Origin of the sequence: Streptomyces sp. NPDC002133 (assembly GCF_040296405.1) — a bacterium.
Taxonomy (GTDB): Bacteria; Actinomycetota; Actinomycetes; order Streptomycetales; family Streptomycetaceae; genus Streptomyces.
Genome location: NZ_JBEOXF010000015.1, coordinates 35,309 through 58,177, shown reverse-complemented (window position 1 = coordinate 58,177; position 22,869 = coordinate 35,309). Strand labels below are relative to the sequence as shown.

Below are 22,869 nucleotides of genomic sequence, written 5' to 3'. Positions count from 1 at the left end.
CATCGCGCGCGCAGCGGCCGGCGCCGGCGTTCCTGCCGTCTGGCCTCAGGCGGGCAGCGGCTGCACTGCCTCCCGTTGGACCGCCGCCGTACCGGCCACGAGCGCGGCGGCGCACCCCGCCGCCAGCAGGTGGCACAGCGCGGGTGTCCACGCCCAGACGGTCAGCGACATCCGCGGATCCAGCACGGCAGCCACGAGGAACATCGACACCATATGGAGGATGCCCATACCGACCAGGAACGCGATCACGAAGCTGTCGTAGAACGCGAATCCTCGGCGCATCAGCGCCACCGCCGCACACAGGGTCGCGAGTGCCAGGGCGATCAGGCCCGCCGCGGCCAGCCTGTCGAGCAGCGCTCGGGAGGGGTCCACGTACGGCGACATCTGCGTGAGGGTGTTGACGGCCATCAGCACCAACACGGCGGCCGCCAGGACCGCGACGCTCCCAGCGACGAAACGCGCCCGCGGTCCGCGCACCCCCGGAGTCACCCCCAGCAGGAGCGTGACCTCCACCAGCCCGACGAAGTGCATGATGTACACGTACGCCACCGGATGCAGCGCGCCGTGCACGTTGTCCCGTACGTACGCGATGTCAAGACCGTGGATCGAGACCCCGCCGGGCTCCGTGGTCCAGACGGCCACACCGGCGACCACAGCCAAAAGGCACCACAATCCCGTGCCGGCCCGACATGCCCACCGCGCCCCCCTGCTCGTCATGAGCCGCATGATAGCCACCGAAGCTCGCTGTTTGGGACGGGCAGACCTCCCGGGCACGGCAAGCGGACCCCCACAGTCCCCGAAACTTGGAAGCGGCACAGGCAGACGTTCACCTCGCCGCCGCCCACGTTCAGTGGTTCGCCTCCGGGGCCGTGGTCCGTACCCCCGTACCGGTAGCCGGGCGGCAGTCACGGCACCTGCGCAGCGCCTGTAGCCACATCAGCTGTGGAGATCGTGCCGACGGCCCGCCCCGCCGAGGGCGGCACGGTCCGCGGCGAAGGTGGTCTGCTGCAGCTGGCCACCAATGCCATTCGGCTACCGTGTGGCGAAGCAACGACGGGCATCTCAGCAGCGCTGTGGAAGCTCAATTCGCCGCCCGGAGCGGCCGAGCGAGGACTTCGTGTCCCTGGTCACCACCTTCGCCGGGCGGCTGTACGGCCTGCGCTCGGCGGAAGCCTGCAGGCGGCTGCTTGCCGAGACCGGCCAGTACCCGCAGGATGATGCCGCGTGAGCCGGAAGCTGCCGCTTTCTGCCGGGCGGGCCGCCGCGCCACCGCCGATTTTTTCTGGCCTACAGGGTCCGCCAGGACCGCAGCCGGTCGGCGATGTCGTAGGAGGTCAGGCGCAGCGCCTTGATGTCGTCGATCAACTGCATCCACTGCTGCTGGGTCGCGACGACGGTCTCGCCGCAGGCCTTGATGTACGCCACGGCGACCGCGTACCCGTACGCCTCGTTGCGGGCAGGAAGGGGCCGCTGCAGCACGATCGTGTCGAGCAGTGCGGCCGCCCGCCAGTAGGCGTCGGGGTCGGACACGTCCAGGTGCGGCGTGTTCACCCGGTGCCGGGCGACGGCCGCGACCAGTCCCGAGTAGTCGTGGACCTGTAGGTCTTTGCCGAGCACTTGCTCTTGCCGGTCCAGGAGCCACCGGATGTCGATGAACAGGTTCAAGATCAGGCCGCCCGGCTGCTACGAGCCGGTGCCTCGGGCAGGCCGCCGTACTTCTCGTCGAAGGCCTCGAGGAAGCCGGGGCGCTCGAGCGCTTCGTTGAATGCGGCGGTCGCTCGCCCGAGCAGCGCCTGGTGTTCTTCCTGCTGCGAGAGCTCTTCGAGGTAGGCGGCCAGGCTCAGGCCCCGCGCCTTGGCGAGGGCCGCAAGGCGGTCCCTCGTCTCCGTGTTGATCCGTACGCTCGTGTCAGCCATAGAGGGAGTATGCACCCTCGCATGCGCCCGCGTATACGCATCGCGGAGAATACGACCGCCGGCCCAGCCCTACGTCGGCGCGGCGCTGGGCTGGGCTGGGCTGGGCTGGGTATTGATCTCCGGAAAACCGCGCAGCCGCGCCAGCTCGTCACCAGCTAACAGACGACCTGTTCGGCTGACGCGGGCCCGGCCGCCGTCTCCGCCCCCCACCGCCCGATGGCGGCAGGGCGGCAAGGGGGCGGAGGTCTGTGAATGTGTCGTGCCGTCAGCCCCGCTGGTGCGCCGCCGCGTACCCGTCGGCCCGGTAGTCCTGCTGCCAGCTGGCGGGGATGCCGAGCGCGGTGGGGGCGTCCGCGATCCCCGCGCCCAGGCGGGGGTCGGCGCCGGGCAGGGGCTGGCAGGCGGTGCGCAGCAGCAGGTACAGCGGGTCGGTGCGGGCCGCAGTCCGCGGCACCGCCTGGGTGCGCAGATGGTCGTGGTGGGCGAGCAGCAGCGCCGCCAGCCCGGTGACGTGGGCGGCGGCGATCGCCGTGCCGTCCACCGCGGCATAGCCGTCACCGAGGCTGGTGGTGATGACCGCCGCGCCGGGCGCGACAAGGTCCACTCCCGGACCGGTGGGGGTGAACGGGGCCGGGTAGGGGCCGGGCCACGGCGGCTGCACCCAGGTGAGCGGGCTGCTCACGGGATAGCTGCCGGTGTGCCCGATCGCGCCCACCGCCAGCACCCCCGGCAGGGTAGCCAGCTGAGTGAGGGGGCCGGCGGTGTCTCCCGCCGGGGCGATGACCGTGGTGCCGGCGGCGTGCGCATCGGCGAGTTTCCAGGCGGCCAGCTGGGACTGTACGGGATAGGCGAGGCTGATCTGGGCGATGTCGATGTCGTGGGTGATGCAGTAGTCGACCGCCTCGAGCAGGTCGCTGAGGTGCCCGCCGGGGAACAGCTTCAGCGCATGTACCTCGGCCTCCGCCGCGATCCCGGCGATGCCGGCGTTGTTGTCCGCCGCGGCGATGATGCCGGCGCACCACGTGCCGTGCCCGGTCACATCGAGGCCCCAGGTGCCGTTGCCGGCGCCGGTGAAGTCGTGCCCGTGCTGGACGGTGTCCTTCAGATCGGGGTGGGCGGTGTTCACCCCCGAATCGAGCAGCGCGATCTTGATGCCGTGGCCGCGGTAGGTCGGCGGGATCTGGTTGAGCCGCATTGCCTGTGCACCCCAGCCGGTGAGCGCCTTGCCGGGGAAGCCCTCGAAGGTGTCCGACAGGGCCTGCACCGTAACTACCGCCTCGCCGCTGTCGGCGGGTTGGGGGGTGCCGGTGCGGGCCGGCCAGTAGTCGGCCACCGGGCGGACGTAGAGCGCCTGGAGCGTCTCGGGGGTGTCTGCGGCCAGGGTCATGGTGAGGCGTCCGTCCGGGCCGGTGACTCCGTGGACCGGGCCACCGGTGCCGATGGCCCACACGTGCGCGCCGGCCACCGCGTCCCCGTCACTGCCCACCACCCGCAGGGCGAGATGTTCGGGCTCCTCCAGGGTGACCGCCAGCATCGGGTCCAGTACCGGCACCGGGCCGACACCCACCGGCGGGGTGGGTGTGTAGGAAAGCGGCTGGTCGATCTCCACGACCACCTGCGGGTTCCCGGCCAGGGCGCGAGCCCGCTCCTGGGGCATCTTCACGACCGCGACCGGGGGGCAGGCCGGATGCGGCTCCGCGATCGCCCCCAACCCGCGGGAACGGGACGGCCGCACCTGCGCCACGGGTTCCACATCGGGGTCCTCCTCCAGCAGCTTGAACAGCGCCGAGGCCTCAATCGGCGGCACCCCACCGGCAAGCAGCCCCAACGGCCGGGGCGCCACCAGATAGCGGCCCCACCCCGCCCGCACACCCCGGCCCTGGTACCCCAGCGCCTGCGCCTCCCCGCCCATCCGTCCGGCCGGATCACCTGCCTCGCCCGCAGCCGCCGCCGGCTGCTGCGGAGGCTCGCCCGCCGCGCCCTGCGCACGCGGGGTCTTCCCGCCCTTGCCGTTGCCCGGCTTCACACCGTTGCCGCCCTGCTCACTCATTCAGCCAACCGCCATCTCAACGTAAAGCGTCGTCGTACGCCCCGGATCTTCAGTGGCTGGCCGGGAAGCGGGCGTCCATGAGCTCCCCGGCCAGCGAACCCGCCGCGCCATTGCCTCGCCCCGCCGCGGCATGCGGCCAGGCAGGCCCGCCTTCCCACACGGGAGGGAAGGCGAGCGCTACCCGGGCGGGTGTCTCACATGCCCAGAGGCGACAGCTGCCCGTACTGCGGCTGCTGCCCGAACATCCCCTGGCCAGGGAACTGGCCGAACTGGCCCTGCGGCTGCATGCCCGGGAACTGGCCGAACTGCTGCTGGCCCTGCTGGCCCTGCTGGCCCTGCTGGCCCTGCTGGCCCTGCTGGCTCTGCTGGCTCTGCTGCACCAGCGTCAGGATCGCCATAGGCAGCGCCTGCTGCACGGACTGCTCCACAGCGCTCCGCACGCCCTGGATCAGGGTGTGGTGCAACGCGACAGCCAGGTACGGGTGCGCCTGGTGGGCCAAGCCCTGCTGCTGCAGCTGCTGCTGGACCTGCTGCAGCTGCTGCAGCGTCTGCTGCAGGCGCTGCGCCACCTGCTGGCTCGCCTGCTGGCAAGCCTGCTGAATCGACTGCTGGACCACCTGCGCGATCTGCTGCTGCGGCTGGCCGATCTGGCCCCAGGGCTGCTGCTGGCCGAACAGCTGCTGCTGGTTGTACGGCTGCTGGGTCTGCGGCTGGCTGATCTGCTGGGGGGTGTAGACGGACATGCGGAACTCCTCCTTGAGCCTGGCGGATGCACACGATGAACGGCGCGCCGAGAAGCCCGGGCGCCGCCACCGAGCAGCAAACCACCAACCGACCAAGAACACATTCCGGGACATACCGCCAAGCGGGGATCCACATTTCGGACACGTTGACGATCGCCGCAGTCACGGCATCCGTTCTGCTCACAGACGTGTCGACCAGACAGGAGGAGTGGGCGGCCGCAGCAGGCCGCCGGGCGCAGGCTGGAACCATGAGCGTGGCCCCCTCCCGAGGCGCTCATGGTGCACTGCTGCTGCTCGCGCCGATGCTCGCGGTGATCGGCCCGCCGCCCAGGCCGGAGACCGAGGCTGAGTACACCTACGAAACGCGCCTCAACGGTGCCCGGGTCATCACCCATCTGCCCGGGGACGCAAGCCTGCGGCTTCTGTCCCAGGCCGGGATGGACGTCACCGCCCAGTACCCCGAACTCAAGGCGCTGCCCGGCCTGCCGCCCGGACCACAGGCGGTCAACGACGGAGAGACCATCACCCTCGACGGCGTGGGGCGGCACGACGCTGATACTGCTGGGCAAGTCGGGACACATGAGCCAGAAGGGCGTGGCAGGGGCCCTGGAGGTGGACCCCAGCATCCTGTGCGGGATCCTGACCGACCCGGAGGCCACGCACTTCATCGAGCGCCGGCGCGATCCGGCCGACCGGCGCCGTCACATCGTGGCGCTCACCGAAGAAGGCAGCCGCGTCCTGGCGAAGGCCCAGGAAGACATGACCGCCATGGAGCAGGAGCTCTTCGCCGACTTCACCCCCGAGGAGCTGCCGACACTCCGGAAGCTCCTCGTCCGGGTGAGGACATCCAAGAGCGACGTCGCCTGCACCTGACCGACCCGCCACCAGGCAACTTGGGGCCATGGGCATTCCCGTGGCCCCTCGTCGCGCTGCCCCCTTCTGGGAATTCACGACATTTCGGGCAGCTTCGTCCCGATGAGTCGACAGTCACATCCGCTCATTTATTGACCTGCCTCAATGATCTGATAGCGTCAACGCATGACGTTGCTCAGCCGTATCGGCCACGAGCCCCACGGCACAACGCGTCGATCGTTCGTCGCCCCCTCGACAAGTCGGGCGAAGCAAGGAGACAGAACCATGAAGAAGCTGATGACCCGCGTCGCCCTCGCAGCCGCCACCGTGACGATGACCGGCAGCGCACTCGTCGCCGTCGCCGGCCCCGCTTCGGCGTCCGCCCTGCCCGCGGCTCAGCACAGCGGTCACCCCGGCACCGCCGTCGTTACCGTGGCGGAGCGCGCCGACCTCTTCCGCATCGGCGAGGGGTGGTCCATCTCGGACGGGCACCGTGAATGGCACGGCGAGCGGGACCGGTCGGGCCACTCGTACTGGCGCTCCGGCGGCAACGGTCACCAGCTCCGCTACGACGGCCACCGCGTCTACCACTGGAACGAGGGACGCTGGGCCGCCGTCACCCAGGCGGACGAGCACGCCTACGCCTTCGACCGCTGGCACTTCGACCAGCTCTGGACCATCCGCGCCGTCGAGGACCCCCGCGGAATCTGAGCCGGACCCGCTCGGAACACCCCACCTGGAGAACACCATGAAGCAGTCGATCCGCACCATCAGGACCCTCCGCCGCCTTCGTCCGGTCACGGACTTCGGTACCGGCCGGCACCGTGGGCAGCCTGCCGTCGAGCGCCCGACCGCCCTGGACGCGCCCGGGAACGGCCGCCACCGCCGCGCCGAGGCCCTCGCCCTTCCCGCGTCCGCGTGACCCGCCCTCGTACGACCCGCCCCCGCGAGGCCGACGACCCGATGAGCCCCTGCTGCGCACGCACGGTGCCGCGAAGCACCGATGCCCCCGACGCGCCGCGGCGGCGGCCGACCGTGTGAACAACACCGTCAACCGCCGCCTGCGAGCCGAGTGATACGGGCACACCATCGCCTGGCCGGCCGGCGCCCCGCCGAGCGTCACGCCCCCCGAAGGGCACGCGCCTCCGCCTCCGTCTCCACAGCGGGAGCGGACCCGGGCAGCGGCCGCCCCGCCGACCCCGCCATGAACCAGCCCGCGGCGCCGCCGATGATCGCGGCCGCCATCATGTAGTCAGCACCATGACACCGAGCCCGACCAGCAGGCCGTGGGTCTCGTCGTAGTGGAGCTCACTCGTCAGATAGCTCGGCATGTAGGACAGCAGCATGTAGTCCGTGACGTTGAAGATCAGGACGAGGCCCATGCACAGCAGCAGCGCCTTCCACTGCCCCGTGACCATGTCCCGCAGCGGCACCTTCGGCCGCTCGCGCTCCTGACGCGCCGCCTTTCCAGCTCGGCAGCGAACGCCGGGGTCTCCTCCAGCTTCGTCCGCAGATAGAGGCCGATGACGCCCATCGGGCCCGCGATCAGGAACGGAAGGCGCCAGCCCCAGGACAGCAGATCGTCGGACGACAGCAGCGCGGTCATCAGCGTGACGAGACCCGCACCGGCGATGTAGCCGGCGAGCGGGCCGAGTTCGGTCGTGAGCCTGGTGCTGCCGCGGGGGCGGATGGGGGCCTGGGCGAGGACGCTACCTCCCGGCCCCGCCCACCGTGGTGCTCGACGTCGGCCGAGGCCCGGGCGCACACGCCCGCTGGCTTGTGAAGGACGGCTACACCGTCCGCGTTGTCGGCGTACGCATGATGGTCTCAAGTACGCCGACAGGGGGCGCTGAACTGCTGTTCCAGGTGCTGACGGAACGGGAGGAGAAGAACAGCGTCGCCATCGCCTCCAACGAATCGTTCGGCGGGTGGACCAGGACGCTCACCGATCCGCGGCTCTGCGCGGCCATCGTCGACCGCCTCACCTTCGGCGGGAACATCATCGAGACCGGCCCCGAGTCCTACCGGCTCGCGATCACCAAGGCCCGACCCACCGAGCGGAACGCCGCCGGCTGACCTCTCCCGGCCCTTCCTTTGGATGCCCTCAGTTCTGTCGGCTGTTGGCCTCAAGGCCATGGTCCAGCGCTGCCCCGTCCGACATGTTCTGGGCATGAGGGACCTGGAAACGCAGATGCGTGACGAGCGGCGAGGCAAGGATTCTGGTCCGTTCCAGCTCGAGGTGTTCCGTTCCCAGATGCTCGAACAGCCGGCGTCCGTCGCCCATGAGCACCGGTGCGAGCTGGAGATTGATCTCATCGAGGAGTCCCGCGCTAAGCGCCTGCTGAGCGATGTCCGCCCCCATCAGTGTGACGTCTTTCCCGTCCGCCACTGCTTCCGCCTGCTGAAGCGCGCTTTTCAGGCCGTTGGTGATGAAGGTGAAGGTCCCGCTCTTCATGGCGCGCCGGCTTCGAGCGTAGTGTGTGAGCACGAAGCACGGCACCGGGAAGGGAGTGTCCTGCCAGACCTCGACACCCACGTCGAATGTCCTTCTGCCCAGTACGACGGCACCTGTCGAGGCCGAAATCTCCTGTGTCACTGTGGCGTCGACGTCGCTGGTCGGTGTGTTCAAAATCCAGTCATGCAGGCGCAGACCACCCCGGCCCATGGGGTGTTCGATGCTGATGTCCGGACCTGCCATGAAGCCGTCGAGTGACATGGTGACGTGCAAAACCACCTTGCTCATATGACGAGCACCTTTCCGTGCGGTTGTCGTCGGGAGTTCAAGGAGTCAGACCGTGCGGCGACGACAAACTCATCGGCCTACCGGACGTGGGTCTTCGCTTCGGTGGGGTTCGAGCAGAAAACTCGGATCTCTGCTGCCGGAGCTGCGGAGAAGTTCGGGCACCGACGCGGCCCCAAGGCCGGCCACCATCACGGCACGGGGGGAAGGACCCACACGCTCCGGCAGCGTTGCCAGTTCTCGGTTCTGGCACAGATCTTGGTTGCGCCGTGAGGCGCTGTTGGTTCGAGTGGAGGTGGAAGACCTGCGCCAATCCGCTGTCGCAGCAGTGGGGTTGAAGCTGAGGGCAGCCTGATCCGGGTGATGCCGGGGAGGGCGAGAGCGGCCCTGACAAAGCCGGGACGTAACCAGAACTGCCAGATGGGGCGGGTCCGGCAAGCGTGATGGAGAGGAGTACGCGAGGAACCGGCGTTTTACGTCTCTTAAAGTGACACTGGCTCGAACCTGGCGGATCTGGGCCGGAAGCGGTGCGTATGCAGGTCATCCTTTCGGGTGGTCTGCCAACTCCTGGATCGGTATTCAAAAGCTGGCCGGGAGGCCACGAGGAATGTCTGCGGCGTACTCGTGGCGATGCCGCAGGGACACAGTCGGGCTCCTCCTTCATCGAGCGAACCACAGTGAACACGGGAACCGTCTAGAACCTCGCCTTGTCGTCTGCTGCCAGCAGGCTGCCGGGGCTGGGCGCATCGACCGCCGATCGGTCCGGGACGGGGCGGAGCCGCCGTAGTACTCCGAGGCCGGGAGAGCCGGCCGCATGGGGAAGGGCGGCAGCGGTATCGAGAAGGGAAGGATGCTGCAATGCCGGAAGACGCCCCGCCGAATGGCGGAGCTCTGGGCCCTCGGGCCCGGGTACTGGAGATGCAGACCAAGCTTCACCGTTGGACGGTGGCCGACCTCGGCCGCCGGTTCGATGACCTGTTCAACTTCGTGCACGACCCGGCGACGCTGTTGGTGGCGTTCGACCGGGTCGCGGGCAACCGGGGAGCCCGGACTCCAGGCGTTGATGGCCTGACGGCCATGGACGTCGAGGAATCGGTTGGTGTCCCCGGGTTCCTGAACGACCTGCGAACTGCCCTCAAGGACGGCTCGTTCCGTCCTCTGCCGGTGCGGGAACGCACAATCCCCAAGCCGGGAGGCTCGGGAAGGGTCCGCAAGCTCGGGATTCCGACGATCGCGGACCGGGTCGTTCAGGCGGCGCTGAAGCTGGTGTTGGAACCGATCTTCGAGGCCGACTTCAAGCCGGTCTCCTATGGGTTCCGGCCCCGACGGCGGGCCCAGGACGCGATCGCCGAGATCCACTATTTCGGCACCCGGGGATACCGCTGGGTGCTGGATGCGGACATCGAGGCGTGCTTCGACTCGATCGACCACGTGGCCCTGATGGACCGGGTGCGTCACCGGGTGAAGGACAGGCGCGTCTTGTCGCTGGTCAGAGCCTTCCTCAAGGCCGGAGTTCTCACGGAACTCGGCGAGAGCAAGGAGACGTTGACCGGCACTCCGCAAGGCGGCATTCTCTCCCCGCTGTTGGCGAACATCGCCCTGTCGGCGCTCGACGAGCACCTGCACAGGCCATGGGAGCCGGGCGGGACGATGGCCACCGAAGGCAAACGCGCCTACCGGCGCCGCAAAGGTTGTCCGACGTGGCGGGTCGTCCGCTACGCGGACGACTTCGTCGTGCTGGTGCACGGCACCGAGGCCGACACCGCGGCACTGCGCGAGGAAATCGCCGGTGTGCTTGAGCCGATAGGTCTGCGGTTGTCGCAGGCCAAGACGCGGATCGTGCACATGAGCGACGGGTTCGACTTCCTGGGATTCCGCATCCAGTGGAAACGCAAAGGAGGCACGACCAAATGGCACGTCTACACCTTCATCGCCGACCGGCCAATCCGGTCGCTGAAGGCGAAGATTCGTGCCCTGACAGGCAGGACATCGCAGCAGGATCTCGCCACCGTGCTGATCAGACTCACTCAGATCATGCGCGGTTGGGCCAACTACTTCAAGCACGCGGTCGCCAAGCATGTCTTCTCCAAGCTTGACACCTTCGTGTGGTGGCGTCTTATCCGCATGCTGCGGGCACGTCACCGATGGAGTTGGGGCGACGTCCGCCGCCGGTTCACCACCCCCAACGGGCGGTGGCTCCCGATCGCGGCTGACGGGGTCGAGCTGTTCCGCATCGCATCGGTCACGGTCAGCCGTTACCGATACCGGGCCAGCACGATCTCCAACCCATGGCAGCCTGCGAACCCCGTCTGACGGCAGAACCGTGGAGAGCCCGTTGCGTTGAGAGGCGCACGGCGGGTTCGGCGAGAGGTCCGGAGAAACGGACCGGGAGCAATCCCGGCACCGCGCTCCGGGCCTACTCAGCGTCCCGGTCGCGGACGGGAAGTCACCGCGCCGCTGCCGCGCTTCATGTTCTCCACATCGACCGAGGAGAACCGTCGCTCACGCCCCTACCCAGGAGAACGGGATCTTGCCGTCGACAGCCCACTGGCGAAGCGTCATCGGGTGAACACCCAGACGCTTCGTGGCCTTGGACATACGCAGCAACTCCACGCACCCAACGATACAGGCACAACACCACGGAAAACTAATGAAGTTGATGAGCCTGTTCGACGGGTCAGGTCGGGAGGAAATCAATGCGAACGACGGCGCAGGTGATCGAGACACCACCCCCGTGTGCCACGATCAGCACATGGTCGCCTGCGCCGACTTCCCGCGTTTCGACGAGATGGTTGAGGCCTACGATCTGGTCGTTGACCGTCATGTGCCCCAACCCTCGTCCGAATTCGAGCAGCCCCTGCTCGGGGTGGAGGCCCATGGGGTCGAGGATCCCCTTGAGGTAGCTCTCCCGGCCGGTGAAGATGTGCGCCACACGGGTGATGTCGCCGATGTCGAGGTCGGCCTCGGCTATCGTCCGCAGAGCGAGCTCCGTCCGTAGTTCCCCTTGGCGCCCCACGGCTTCTGAGATCGCCTCGTCCAGGGGTGCGTCCGCCGCCGGCCGGTCCTTGGCGTCCACGCCGGTCACGGGAGGGAGACCGGTCCGGGGGGGGCGAGATCGCCCTCGGGGTACTGGTGGATCACCAACTGCCCGGCCCGTTCGGGAAGATACTGGGCCGCACCCCCGGCTGCGTCCCCGACGACGAAGGACACGATCAGGACCAGGGGGATGAGGATGCTGAGTACGGCCACGCCGCTGTGCGGCAGGGCGGCGAGACCGGCGGCGCCTCGACCGGCGCTGACGGGGCGCGGTCCTGGACCCCTCAGCAGCCGCCCGCCAGAGCCCGCTCGATCTCGTCGAGCTTTTCGACGACCGCCACCCGGCCCCGGTCGGCCGGCTCTCCGCTCGCCTTCATCTCCCGGCCGGTGACCAGCAGAACCACACTTTCCGTCCGATCCGCCAGGCCTCGTTCGACGGCGCTCTCCAGCCCGGCCAGGGCCGCCGCCCCGGCGGGTTCGGCACCCACGCCCGCCCTGTCGGCAAGCGTCGACACCGCGCTCAGCAGCGCGTCGTCGGTGACCGCCACCATTCCTCCGCCACTTTGGCGCATCACGGCCAGCGCGGCATCACCGATGGCGGGGCGCACCACCGCGATGCCGTCGGCGACGGTGGCGGTGGGATCCAGCTCCGCCGGCCCGGCGGGCGCACCCTGCCAGGCCCGCACAAGCGGCTGGCAGCGCTCTGCCTGTACGCCGATCAGGCGCGGTTTCCGGGCGGCGAGGCCACAGCTGACGAGTTCTGCGAAGCCCTTGTCGAGCGCCACCAACGTGGGACCATCGCCGACCGGGACCATCACCAGGTCCGGGAGTCGGCGGCCGAGCTGTTCCCACACCTCGAACGCCACTGTCTTCTTCGCCTCGATGGTGAGCGGGTTGGCACCGGTGTTGCGGTCGAGCCATCCGAACGTGCGGGCGGCGGCCCGGGACAGGTCGACCGCGGCCGCGTAGCCTTCGCGCACCTGGAAGACCCATGCACCGCCTTGCGTCATGAGCGCGAGCTTCTCCGGCTGGCAGTCGGCGGACACGAAGATGACGGCCCGCAATCCGGCTGCCGCGGCACCGAAAGCGGTGGCCACAGCCGCGTTTCCGGTGGAGGCTGTCGTGATCGTGTCCATCCCGCGTCGCAGCCCGTCTTCGATCACGAGTGCGGTGGCGCGGTCCTTGTTGGACGCGGTCGGGTTGCGCGTCTCGTCTTTGATCCACAGGCGCGGCGTGCCCAACGTCTCTCTGAGCGCCGGGGCCGGCAGCAGCGGCGTGCCGCCGATCGGCACCGGATACCGCACCGGACCATCGGCAACCGGCAGCAGCTTCCGGTATCGCCACATGCTGAACGAACCCAGCCGGTCCGGTGCCATCAGCGCGGATCCGTAGTTGTACTGCAGCCACTCACAACCCGACAGGTCGACCGACCTGGTCACGCTACCCATGTCGCACCTCGCCTCCGTACCTGCCGTCGACCAGAGCGGCCAGATCGGCGAGGACCGGGTGGCGGGTGACGTCCTTGAGGGACACCGCACGGCCCAGGGCGATCGCCAGCTTCACCGCAGACAGCGATGTGCCGCCCCTGTCGAAGAAGTGGTCGCGCGGGCCGATCCGGTCCTGCGGGACCCCGAGCACCGTCGCCCAGGCGGCGGCCAGCCGCTGCTCGGTCGGCGTACTCGGCGTGTGGTGGTCGTCCTCCACGGTGTCGAGTTCCCCGGCGAGCGCCGTCAGCGTACGCCTGTCGATCTTTCCGTTGGGGGTCAGCGGCAGGCTCTCCCGCCAGTGGAAGGCCGATGGGACCATGTACTCGGGCAGCGACTCGCCCAGCCGGTCCCGCAGGATACCGGCCTCAAGCGGACGCGGGCCTGAGCAGAAGGCCACCAGGTGCTTGCTCCCACCGGCCCGCTCGGCGACCACCGCGGCGCCGTCGCGGACACCGTCCACCCGCAGCAGCGCGTTCTCTATCTCGCCGATCTCGATCCGGAAGCCGCGTATCTTGACCTGGTTGTCCCGGCGGCCGAGGAAGTCCAGCTTGCCCTCCGGCTGCCAGCGGCCGTAGTCGCCGCTGCGGCAGATTTTCCCTCCTTGCCCACCATCGGGCAGGTGGGGCCCACCCTTGCGGTGCGGATCGGCCATGAAGACCCGGCGGGTGCGCTCGGGGTCGTTGACGTACCCGCGGCCGACGCAGACGCCGGAGAAGACGATCACACCGGGGGCGCCCAGCGGCACCGGTGCCAGGTGCTCGTCGACGACGTAGACGTGCGCGTTGCTGATGGGGCGACCGAGCGGGACCCGGTCCCGGTCCGGTACCTGGTCCATGATCTCGTGGACGGCGTCGTCCGAAGTCTCGGTCAGCCCGTACGTGTTGACCATCTTGATCTTGGGCTGGGCGTCGAACCAGCGCTGCACCAGCTCCTTCTTCAGGAAGTCGCCGGTGGGCGACACGGTGTGCAGGTCCGGCAGGTCTCGGGGGTGCTGCTCCAGCCAGGACAGAAAGACGTCGAGGTAGGACGGCACGACCTGGAGCACGGCGGCCCGGCCGTCGACGATCGTGTCGACGAACCGCTCGACGTCCAGGATCACTTCCTGGTCGACCAGCAGGGTCCGACCGCCGACCAGGAGCGCGCTGAGCAGTTGCCACACCGAGATGTCGAAGCACTGGGGTCCGGTCTGGGGGATCACCTCGCCCTCGGCGACCTCCAGGTCGTCGAGCTTGGCGTAGATGTGGTTGAGCATGCCCGCGTGCTCGCACATCGCGCCCTTGGGCTCCCCGGTGGAGCCGGAGGTGAACAGGATGTAGGCGAGCTGGTCCGGCGCGACCTGGATGCCGAGATCACCGTCGGCGTGGTCCTCCTCCCAGGCTGTGTCGACGAAGAGCGTCCGGACTCCGGGCAGCGCGTCCAGGGCCTGGTCGAGCGTGGCGGTGCTGCCGCGTTCGGTCAGCACAAGCCCGCACTCGGCGCGGGAGAGGACGGCCGCGATGCGGTCGGCCGGAAAGTGCGGCTCGATGGGCAGGTACACGCCGCCTGCCTTGAAGATCGCGAGGACGGCGGCCATCCAGTCCAGGTTCCGCTCCGTCACCACCGCGACGACGTCTTCGCGGCGCAGCCCTCGCGCCAGCAGGGCCCGACCCAGCCGGTTGGCGCGGGCGTTGAGCTCCCGGTAGGTCCACTGCCGGGCGTCGTGCACGGCCGCGACGGCGTCCGGGTGCTCCCGCACCCGCTGTTCGAACAGCTCGTGGACCCGGCGGTCCGGCAGCTCCCGGCGCGGCCCGGAGAGCCCTTCGAGCTGGAACCGGAGCTCCTCGGCGGAGAGCAGGCTGCACCGCCCGTGCTCGGCGTCCGGATCGGCGGCGATCAGCGCGAGCGCGGTGAGGTGGTAGCCCGCGATCCTTGCGGCGCAGGCCGAGTCGATCACGTCGGTCCGGTACCGCAGCCGCAAGCCGAGCCGGCCGCCGTGCTGGAGGACCCCCACCCGCAGCACGGTGTCCTCGGCGAGCTCGCCGTCGCCGCCAGTGGGGTCGAAGACGGTCTCGAAGGACGGCTCGGTCAGGCCCAGTTCGCGCTTGAGGTCGTCGACCGGGAAGTCCCGGTGCGACAGCAGTTCCGACGCGGCCCGACGCGTGTCCAGCAGCAGTGCCCGCCACGAGTCGGATGCGGTTGTCAGCCGGCAGGGCAGCGGCGAGCCGCCCTCGGCGACGTAACCGGTCACGACCTCGCGCTCGCCGGACAGCGCGGCGAGCACCTTGGCGTGCGCGGCGAGCAGCACCGAACCGAACGGCACCGTCAGCTCGCCGGTCAGTCGGCGCAGCGCCGCCACGTCGCGGTCGGGGATCCGCGCCTCGTGCTCGGCGATGCCCGGCACCGGATCGACGGTCCATCGCGGGATCGGCGTGAGCCCGCCGGCGGCGAGCACACCGCGCCAGAACTCTTGCCCGGTCTTGGTCTGTTCCATGTTCATCAATTCCTTTCCCTACTTACTGATGCCACTTGGCGCCGAAGTGGGCGACGTCGCGGTTGTCGATTCCGTGGCCGGTCCGCATCTCCCTGGCCGGGTTTCCGCCCCATCGGGCGTGCGGTGGGACTTCCTCGCCCTTCATGAGGAAGGAGTCGGGGGCGAGCACTGCGCCGTCGCCCATCGCCGTGCCGTAGAGGACGAAGGCACCGACTCCGAGGGTGCAGTCGGCACCGATCGTGATGTGGTCGCACTTGAAGACGTAGTCCTCCTGCGAGTGGCACTGAATCCACGCACCGGCGTTGAGGGTGACGTTGTCTCCGATCGTCACGAGATTCTTCTCGGCCAACTGGCAGCCGTCGTCGAAGAGCCTCCTGCCGAGCCGGACACCCTGCAGCCGCCAGATCGCGCTCTTGAACGGGGTGCCGTTGAAAACCGCGCCGACCCCCGATTCCAATTTGAAGAAGCGTTCCGTCCGCCAGAAGTCGATGTCGTATATCGAGCAGTACTTCGGCGGCAGGGGCCGGAATCCCGTGGAGGCACGTTCGACGAGTACGCCGTAAACGACGCTGAACAGAAGGAGGAAGACCATGGACAGCGCGATCGCCGACACACCGAGGGAGGGGTACAGGGCCGCGGCACAAAGACCGATCACGATGGCCACGAAGGTATAGAACCACCGCGCCAGCAGGAACAACCCTATGGTGAGGGCATTGTGCCTGTTCTTGGCGCCGAGGCGGCGGCGCAGCTCGTCTCCGTTCGTCAGGTGGTTGAACCTGTTGTCTCGCTCGACCGTGCGCGGGATCTCGAAGCTGGGCGAGCCCAGGAGCCCGACTCCCTCCCGGACCTTTCCGTCGATCGGGACCATGACCTTCGTCGCCAGCAGGCAGTTGTCACCGACCTTGCTCTGCGACGGATAGGCAATCATGTTCCCGAGGAAGCTGTGGGCTCCGATCGATGCCCGGGATACACGGAAGGACGTGCTGGAATAGTCGGCATTGATGATCGAAAGCTCGCTGGCGCACACCGTTCCGGGGCCGACGGAGACCAAGTACGGGGTGTCGTGCTTGACCTGGTCACCGAAGTTCGACCCGGTCTGCAAAACCGGGGAAGAAAGGTCGTACCCAAGGCCGCGCAGAAAGGGGACGATGTAGGAGCTGTCCCCGAAGAGACCTATCAGGAACTTCGAGTTCGTCATGCGCGTGATCGCCCGGTGGAGCAAGTAATGCAGGCCGTACAAGGGATAGACCTTGTCCGGCTTGATGGCCGTGTTGAGCACGCGAGGGGCAGTGAACACGAAGAGAAGGCTGAGGAGCAGGGAGCCGAAGAAGACGACGAAGGAAATGGCCAGCGCTTCGAAGTAGAACACCCCACTGGTGAAGTCCGGAGAGGCTGCACCCAGAAGCGCTTCTACCCGGGACCCCACGAAAATGTCGAGAATGCAGATCGCCAACGGCAGGTACAGGGCCAGCATCGCGAGCACCTGCACGGCGGAGTAGACGGCACTTCGCAGGGTGCCGCAAGTGGCAGGCGGGACCATCCGGTAGTCCACCTCGGTGGGTTGGGCCGGAGACCCGTGCCAGCCTTGGCCGGCGGGCACAGCCTGCCCGGCGTGCAAAGAGGAGACGTGGCCCAGTTGAGCCCCATCCCCCATCGAGGTCTCGATGTCGAGCACCGTCTGCTCACCGATGTACACATCCCGGCCCAGGGTGACCGCGCCGGTCTGGATCCGTCCGGCGTGGGCGCGGTAGCAGTTGAAGAACGAGTCCTTACGGATGACCGTGCCATCGCCGATGGTGAGCAGGTCGGTGCACACCGGCACGTGCTGGGAGAAGATCACCACGCCTCGCCCGACTTTCGCGCCCAGCGCCCTCAGATACAGCACGTACAGGGGCGAACCGCCGAACAGCGCCAGCGGGTTGGACCGGACGAGCGTCTTGACGACCCAGAATCGGACGTAGGCCGGGCTCCAGATGCGGATCTGCTGGGGCTTCCACCGACCGATGAGCAGCCACTTCGCCAGGATCGGCAGCGTGCACGCACCGAGGAAGGCCGCGCCACCGAACAGGACCGACCTCAGGTAGATGTCGAGTACCCCTGAGCCGGCGGAGATCCACTCGAAGCCTCTCATGGCGACGAGCGCGACGGCGTAGACGTACCCGAGGAAGATCAGGAACTGCAGCGTTCCGCAGAGGACGTACTCCAGTGTGCTGGCCCTGGCCGGTTCAGCCGGCTCGGCCGGTGCCGGGACCGAGGGCTCGGCCACGGCCGGCTCGGCATCCTCGAGCGCAGCCGTCAGGCTCCTGATCGTCGGGGTCCGGTAGATGTCCTTCATCGACACCGACGGCAGGTCCGCACGCTTCCTGACCCTGGCGCAGAATCGCGCCATCACCATCGAGTCGGCACCCAGGTCATGGAAGAAGTGGCTGTCGGCCTGGACCTGCTCCACTCCGACGACGCCGGCCAGCACCTCGGCCAGCAGCTCGGCGGTACCGGCCACCGGGCCTGCACACGCCCCGTCCTGGATGGTGGAGGTTTCCGCCGAGTCGGCCGTGATGACCCCGGCAGACTTCCCTGTTGTGCGAACTCCCCCAGACTTCCCTGTCATGCGAACTCCCTGAGAACGTTTCGGTCGGCGTCGGCCCCCTACGGCCGGCACCCGGTGGTCCCGGGCTACGCCTCCTCCAGTACGCCGGGTGCAAGAAGCCCCGTCACGACACTGAAACTCGGAACTTGACACGGCAGGCCGTCTGTGACATGGCTCCGCCGCTCCCGGTCCTCGCCCGGGATCCGCTGCGCTTCCGAACCGCCCGGCCTTCCCTGCCTCACGGTCCACTCCCCGGGTGCGGCCCGTACGCACCGCGCTACCCAGCGCTATCCAGCGCTGCCGTGCGCCTCATGCGCGTCGGCCCGCCACACAGCCGCGCATCACAAGCAGTCGCCAGACTGTCGCTGCCGTTCGTCAAGCCCCGAGATTCGGTGACAGGGTGCACACCTCCTCGGCGTCCGCGACTTGTTGGCGTGTCGGGGTTGTCGGGACAGGCGAAGCCAAGGAGGTCGGCGGCGGTGCGATAGCGGGTGGTGGATGGGGCCGGGAGGTGCCCGTCTGCTTCGATCAAGGGACGGGTGTCGCGGACGATGTTGCCGATCAAGGACCTGCTCACATCGCCCAGCGCATCGGCCAGGGTGTCCAGGGTGCACAGTTTCCGCAGGTAGAGGACAGTAATACGACACGTTCACAGTTTTTGATCTTCAAGGGGAAGACACCGCCGCGGCTGCCTGACTGGCGTCCCGCACCCCGTCCCCTGCGAGGACGTGGACGCCGCCCAGTGCGATTCGGTGTTCTTCGCCGACGTGCACGGCTCCATGCCGGATCTGGTGCAGGCCGTGGGCCGGGCCCTGCGCATGCATCCCGGCGAGGACAAAACCTCCATGACCCCGGCGTTCGCGAGATGCACCGCAAGCGGTTCGTCGCCGACACTGCCGAGTGGGCCGACAAGCTGCGCACCGAATTCGACGACGCCTTCCCCGAGGAGATCCCGCCCTCCGAGCGCCGCGACGGGGCCTCGGCTGCCTGATGCCCATCCTTCACATCGATGTCGCCTGGCTTCTGGACGTGCAGGAACTCGCTCTCGGCGACGAGGCCGTGACAGTTTCCGACTATTCCGGGTTGGTGGCGGCTGTCGCGCGCCACAAGACGCGGATGCCGACGCTGGAGGCCTCCGATCCGGATGCGCATGGCGTGCGGCCACGTTCTGGCACACCATCGTCCGCCTGGAGCCACTACCGCGTCGCAACAGCCTGTTCGCGGCCGGGGCACTGCCTGACCTCGTCCGGAAGATCCGCGACACCCGCCTGAGCGTCTACGCCGTCGCTGACCAGCTGCGCGCCTGGAGAGGCTGACCCGTCGGGCCCACGACACGGATGGAACCCGAGGGCGCCGCGGGAAGCTGTGCACGCGGGGCCGCACGTGGGCCTCGATGTCCGGGTGGGCGGCGCACTGCTACGCATGGCAGCGGGAGGAGGCGCTGGAGCGAGCGTGGCCGCCTTGGCGCACGCGCGCATGGCCACGACGTTGCTGCAGCGGGCGGATGGGCCGCACGCGTAGTGCTGCACGTGACGGATGTCGGCGTACCCGGGAGACACCTGCACGCCGGGTATTGCCCCGCCCAGGGAGCGATCACGCTCTGACCTGCATGTTTACGGACATCCGGCGGGTGGTTTCGCCTTCTGGGACTACTCTGGGACTTTCAGTCGCGATCCGTGAACCACGCCTCGATGGCGGACAGCCCACGAGCGCCGGCCTGCGGCATGAAGTGCGTGTACGTCCGGAGGGTGAATGCCGGGTCGGGGTGGCCCAGCCATTGCGCGAGCGAGACGATCGACTCACCACGGCTTCGAGCATCACCGAGGCGTACGTATGGCGCAGGACGTGGAAGCCGTGCTCGCGGCTGGGCTCCCAGACGCGCGACGGCTTCTCGCCCGGCTGCTGCTTGGGCAGTGGCGGGATGACCACGGTCGGAGACCAGGCCGCCCTGCTCCCGGGCGGTCCCAGTCAGGGCCGAGCGGGAACAGGGAAACCGCCGGACCATCGACGCGCGCCTCGGCGATCTCCGGCTACGGGGGAACCGCTCTGCCAGGCGTACGCGAGGCACTCAAGGCGGCCTCGGCACATGACGACTGGGTGTCCTCGGTCCTGACCGGCAACATCGCCGTCAACGCCCGTGTGAAACTGTCCGCCTTCGACCTCGATCCCCTCCTGGACCTGTCCGCGGGCGCGTACGGTGCGGACGCTGAGTTCCGTCCCGATCTTGTAGCGGTCGCTCGCGAGCGGGCCCGGCGGCTCCACGACGTGGCGGCCGACGTGCCAGTCGTGCTGGTGGGAGACACACCGCGAGACGTCGAGGCTGCCCTCGCCACAGACTCCGGGATCATCGCGGTCGCCTCGGGCATCCACAGCGCCGAGGAGCTGGCCGCCGCCGGCGCGTCCGTCGTCCTGCCAGACCTGTCGGACACCGCGCAGCTTCTCGGGATCCTGGAGACCTTCGCAGCGCACGGAAAACGTCCCAGGACGTCCTTGGGCTGTCCCTGGACGCGGTGACGCGGTCCCCAGACGTTCGGCCACTATCAGGGCTCCCAGCAGGCGACCAGCCCAAGGAGTCCACGTGATCGGGGAAGTCACCGGGATCCGGAAGATCCGGATGCTGTACCTCCAGCTGCTGTACCGCTGCAACCTCGAGTGCGACCACTGCTTCCACGGCAAGAGGCTCCAGCACGCCGACGCCTTCACCACCGAACAAGCCATCAACCCCATCACGCTGATGCGCGAGCAATATGGCACCGAGGCTGTCACCCTGCTCGGCGGGGAGCCGTTCGTCTACAAGGACCTCGCCCAGGTCGTCCGACACGCCAAGGAGGAACTGGGCCAGCAGGTCGAGATCTGCACCAACGGGTACCTGATCGAGCGCCGCCTGACCGAGATCGCTCCCCACCTGGACCTGCTGCGCGTCTCCTTGGAAGGGATCAGCTCGACCAACGACCGCATCCGCAAGGTCGGCAGCTACCAGAGCGCGCTCGAGGCCCTCTCCCTCGCCCGACGGCTCGGTGTCCCCACCGGAGTGACCACGACGGTCACCTCCCAGAACATCAACGAAGTGCTGCCCCTGGCACATGCCCTCTCGCGCTTCGGGGTGCGTCAGCTGAAGCTGCACCACCTGCGGGCGGTCGGCAACGCCGCGGAGCGCCCGGAACTGCTGGTCACCGACCCGACCGCCTGCAGCAGGCTCCGCGAGGAACTCCGGACGGCCGAACTGTCCATCGAGGTCATCGTCGACGAGGACCTGTCCGAGCACGGCGCCCCTAAGATCTGCGTGCCGGCCGACGGCCCGGGTGAGATCGAACGGATCGAGGCCGACCCGCGCGGCGCGCTCACCATGTCCTGCAAGGCCGTCGGCAAGGACTCGCACGCGTTCTGGTACGAGAAGTCCACCAACCACCGCGCCCTCGTGGGCCGGCCTCGGCATCACATTGCCGCCCGCCCTGCCCCAGCCCGTCACCTACCACCTCGTCTGCGCCGAGGACGAGCGCCATCGCCGCCTCGCCGCGAGGGACAAGCCGGTCTCCCATTGGGACGCCCTCGTCGAGACCGTCACGGACCGGGTGACCGACGCCTACGCCCCCTTCCCGATGCACCGCGTGGACACCACGGACCTCAGCCCCGACGAGGTCCTCCAGGCGATCCTCGCCACCGACACGCAAGGGGCACACTCCCGTGCAGACACAGAGCCTGTGGGAGCACGCCCTCACCTTCTTCCCCCAGTTCCGCGCCACGCTGAGGGAGCGGGTTGCCCCTGACGCCACCGTCGCAGTCGTCGGCGCGAGCGACGGCAAGTTCGTCCTGCCACTCGCCGCCGCCGGATACCGCGTCATCGCCATCGAACGCGACGCACTCGCCCTGCACGGTGGCGAGGTCCACCTCCCGGGTGACAATCACGCCCCCGCGAGGGGCCTGATCGACCGACTCAAACTCGAAGAACTCCACGGCCGCGTACGGGTCGTAGAGGACGACTTCCTTCAAGGCGAGCCCCTGAACATCCCGTGCGACGCAATCTGGACGAGCTGTTCATGGCACTACAGTGCCAACCACCACCGCCCGCTCGCCGAGTTCGTCGATCGCATGCAGCGTCTGGTCCGTCCAGGCGGGCTGTTCGGCGCGGAGTTCATGATGCCCGTCGAGAAACGCCACGACCTGGTCGAGCACTACACCTCCCCCGAACGCCTGCGGCACCACTTCATCGGCGACTGGGACGTGCTGCTCACACTGCGCACGAACGAGTTCACAGAGCGGGCTCACATCGGCCGGCTCCAGGACCACACCCACCGCATGGGCCTGTTCCTCGCGGCCCGTACGTCCCCCCTCCCCCACTCACACGGAAAGAAGGACTCATGAAGCACGAGTACGAGGCGAAGTTCCTGACCGTCGACGTCGCTGACCTTCAGTCCAAGCTCACCGCCCTCGGCGCCGTCCAGGCGTTCCCGCGCACCCTCCTCACCCGCAAGATCTTCGAGAACGACACCCTCGACGGCGGCGCGTGGCTCCGCCTGCGGGACGAGGGCACCCGCTCGACGCTCACGCTCAAGCAGGTCACCGACGCCACGACGATCGACGGCACGACCGAGATCGAGACCGAGGTCACCGACCTGCACGCCATGGCCGACATCCTCCTCCGCGTCGGCCTCACCGAGGTCCGCTACCAGGAGAACTACCGCGAGGAGTGGCGCCTGGGCGAGGTCGCCTTCGACTTCGACACCTGGCCCGACCTTCCCACCTTCGTCGAGATCGAGGGCCCCGACGAGGCGTCCGTCCGGCAGGCGGCGGCCCTGCTCGAACTCGACTACTCCGAAGCCCGCTTCGGCAGCGTCGACGAGATCTACAAGAGCGAGGCGGGACGCGACATCCTCGCCGAGCCCACCCTCCTCTTCGCCGACGCCGAGGAGCAGGAGACCCCCTCCGCGACGGTCCGGAGCCGTTGATTCCGAAGGCGGACAAGCGATGCTTACGGAACTCGCGTTACC

18 protein-coding genes and 6 pseudogenes are annotated in these 22,869 nt (G+C 68.6%); 11 read left to right on the top strand and 13 right to left on the bottom strand.

Features of this window, described 5'->3' with window-relative positions:
* Window positions 1–45: 45 nt before the first annotated feature.
* The 5 genes from ABT078_RS17625 to ABT078_RS17605 form a co-directional block, all read right to left on the bottom strand.
* Window positions 46–642, bottom strand: a complete 597-nt coding sequence (locus tag ABT078_RS17625) for a hypothetical protein (RefSeq protein ID WP_351228590.1) — start codon at window positions 640–642, stop codon at window positions 46–48.
* Between the two features lie 645 nt (window positions 643–1,287).
* Window positions 1,288–1,665: a toxin Doc gene (locus ABT078_RS17620; protein ID WP_351228588.1), complete on the bottom strand. Its 378-nt coding sequence runs from the start codon at window positions 1,663–1,665 to the stop codon at window positions 1,288–1,290.
* Window positions 1,666–1,667: 2 nt separating this feature from the next.
* The gene (locus tag ABT078_RS17615; RefSeq protein ID WP_351228586.1) at window positions 1,668–1,916 is read right to left on the bottom strand and encodes a YlcI/YnfO family protein; all 249 of its coding nucleotides are present in this window, start codon (window positions 1,914–1,916) and stop codon (window positions 1,668–1,670) included.
* 265 nt (window positions 1,917–2,181) lie between these two features.
* Entirely contained in the window at window positions 2,182–3,966 is a 1,785-nt protein-coding gene (locus tag ABT078_RS17610) for a S8 family serine peptidase (protein WP_351228584.1), read from the bottom strand.
* A 194-nt stretch (window positions 3,967–4,160) separates the two neighbouring features.
* Window positions 4,161–4,709 (bottom strand): hypothetical protein, encoded by a 549-nt coding sequence (locus ABT078_RS17605; RefSeq protein WP_351228582.1) that lies wholly within the window; start codon window positions 4,707–4,709, stop codon window positions 4,161–4,163.
* A gap of 579 nt (window positions 4,710–5,288) precedes the next feature.
* Between ABT078_RS17605 and ABT078_RS17600 the strand changes: the two genes are divergently transcribed.
* The 3 genes from ABT078_RS17600 to ABT078_RS17590 all read left to right on the top strand — a co-directional run bounded on the left by ABT078_RS17600 (window position 5,289) and on the right by ABT078_RS17590 (window position 6,483).
* Window positions 5,289–5,582 carry a winged helix DNA-binding protein gene (locus ABT078_RS17600; RefSeq protein WP_351228580.1) on the top strand — a complete coding sequence of 98 codons (294 nt, stop codon included), beginning with the start codon at window positions 5,289–5,291 and terminating at the stop codon, window positions 5,580–5,582.
* A gap of 264 nt (window positions 5,583–5,846) precedes the next feature.
* Window positions 5,847–6,272 (top strand): hypothetical protein, encoded by a 426-nt coding sequence (locus tag ABT078_RS17595; RefSeq protein ID WP_351228578.1) that lies wholly within the window; start codon window positions 5,847–5,849, stop codon window positions 6,270–6,272.
* 37 nt (window positions 6,273–6,309) lie between these two features.
* Window positions 6,310–6,483, top strand: coding sequence for a hypothetical protein (locus ABT078_RS17590; protein WP_351228576.1), 174 nt, complete (start codon window positions 6,310–6,312; stop codon window positions 6,481–6,483).
* A 331-nt stretch (window positions 6,484–6,814) separates the two neighbouring features.
* Here the strand turns inward: ABT078_RS17590 and ABT078_RS17585 are convergent.
* A pseudogene (locus tag ABT078_RS17585) lies at window positions 6,815–7,218 on the bottom strand (MFS transporter); the annotation flags it as partial.
* Between the two features lie 188 nt (window positions 7,219–7,406).
* On the opposite strand from ABT078_RS17585, the pseudogene ABT078_RS17575 reads away from it, so the two are divergent.
* Window positions 7,407–7,637, top strand: a pseudogene (locus ABT078_RS17575) (ATP-binding protein); the annotation flags it as partial.
* A 28-nt stretch (window positions 7,638–7,665) separates the two neighbouring features.
* Here ABT078_RS17575 and ABT078_RS17570 read toward each other — a convergent pair.
* The gene (locus ABT078_RS17570) at window positions 7,666–8,304 is read right to left on the bottom strand and encodes a dihydrofolate reductase family protein (protein WP_351228574.1); all 639 of its coding nucleotides are present in this window, start codon (window positions 8,302–8,304) and stop codon (window positions 7,666–7,668) included.
* Window positions 8,305–9,246: 942 nt separating this feature from the next.
* Between ABT078_RS17570 and ltrA the strand changes: the two genes are divergently transcribed.
* Window positions 9,247–10,614, top strand: a complete 1,368-nt coding sequence (ltrA, locus tag ABT078_RS17565) for a group II intron reverse transcriptase/maturase (protein ID WP_502981240.1) — start codon at window positions 9,247–9,249, stop codon at window positions 10,612–10,614.
* A 364-nt stretch (window positions 10,615–10,978) separates the two neighbouring features.
* Here ltrA and ABT078_RS17560 read toward each other — a convergent pair whose 3' ends face one another.
* From ABT078_RS17560 to ABT078_RS42705, 6 genes and pseudogenes are all read right to left on the bottom strand, one after another.
* Window positions 10,979–11,377: a 3-oxoacyl-[acyl-carrier-protein] synthase III C-terminal domain-containing protein gene (locus ABT078_RS17560; RefSeq protein WP_351228570.1), complete on the bottom strand. Its 399-nt coding sequence runs from the start codon at window positions 11,375–11,377 to the stop codon at window positions 10,979–10,981.
* A 29-nt stretch (window positions 11,378–11,406) separates the two neighbouring features.
* A pseudogene (locus tag ABT078_RS17555) lies at window positions 11,407–11,583 on the bottom strand (ABC transporter permease); the annotation flags it as partial.
* Between the two features lie 38 nt (window positions 11,584–11,621).
* On the bottom strand, window positions 11,622–12,713 hold the full coding sequence (locus tag ABT078_RS17550; protein WP_351228568.1) for a pyridoxal-phosphate dependent enzyme: 1,092 nt from the start codon (window positions 12,711–12,713) through the stop codon (window positions 11,622–11,624).
* A gap of 64 nt (window positions 12,714–12,777) precedes the next feature.
* Window positions 12,778–15,294, bottom strand: coding sequence for a non-ribosomal peptide synthetase (locus ABT078_RS17545; RefSeq protein WP_351228566.1), 2,517 nt, complete (start codon window positions 15,292–15,294; stop codon window positions 12,778–12,780).
* Between the two features lie 22 nt (window positions 15,295–15,316).
* On the bottom strand, window positions 15,317–17,902 hold the full coding sequence (locus tag ABT078_RS17540; protein WP_351228564.1) for a Pls/PosA family non-ribosomal peptide synthetase: 2,586 nt from the start codon (window positions 17,900–17,902) through the stop codon (window positions 15,317–15,319).
* Between the two features lie 403 nt (window positions 17,903–18,305).
* A pseudogene (locus tag ABT078_RS42705) lies at window positions 18,306–18,646 on the bottom strand (ISAzo13 family transposase); the annotation flags it as partial.
* A 100-nt stretch (window positions 18,647–18,746) separates the two neighbouring features.
* Here ABT078_RS42705 and ABT078_RS17535 point away from each other — a divergent pair.
* From ABT078_RS17535 to ABT078_RS17505, 6 genes and pseudogenes are all read left to right on the top strand, one after another.
* Window positions 18,747–18,872, top strand: coding sequence for a hypothetical protein (locus ABT078_RS17535; RefSeq protein ID WP_351228733.1), 126 nt, complete (start codon window positions 18,747–18,749; stop codon window positions 18,870–18,872).
* Window positions 18,872–19,197: pseudogene (locus ABT078_RS17530) on the top strand (toxin Doc). Before ABT078_RS17535 ends, ABT078_RS17530 begins: the two are co-directional and overlap by 1 nt.
* A gap of 690 nt (window positions 19,198–19,887) precedes the next feature.
* Window positions 19,888–20,395, top strand: a pseudogene (locus ABT078_RS17520) (HAD hydrolase-like protein); the annotation flags it as partial.
* Between the two features lie 64 nt (window positions 20,396–20,459).
* On the top strand, window positions 20,460–21,629 hold the full coding sequence (locus ABT078_RS17515) for a radical SAM protein (RefSeq protein ID WP_351228562.1): 1,170 nt from the start codon (window positions 20,460–20,462) through the stop codon (window positions 21,627–21,629).
* Complete coding sequence (locus tag ABT078_RS17510) at window positions 21,566–22,243, top strand: class I SAM-dependent methyltransferase (RefSeq protein ID WP_351228560.1); 678 nt, start codon at window positions 21,566–21,568, stop codon at window positions 22,241–22,243. Before ABT078_RS17515 ends, ABT078_RS17510 begins: the two co-directional genes overlap by 64 nt.
* Window positions 22,240–22,827 (top strand): class IV adenylate cyclase, encoded by a 588-nt coding sequence (locus tag ABT078_RS17505; RefSeq protein ID WP_351228558.1) that lies wholly within the window; start codon window positions 22,240–22,242, stop codon window positions 22,825–22,827. The genes ABT078_RS17510 and ABT078_RS17505 overlap by 4 nt, the downstream gene beginning before the upstream one ends.
* Window positions 22,828–22,869: the final 42 nt, after the last annotated feature.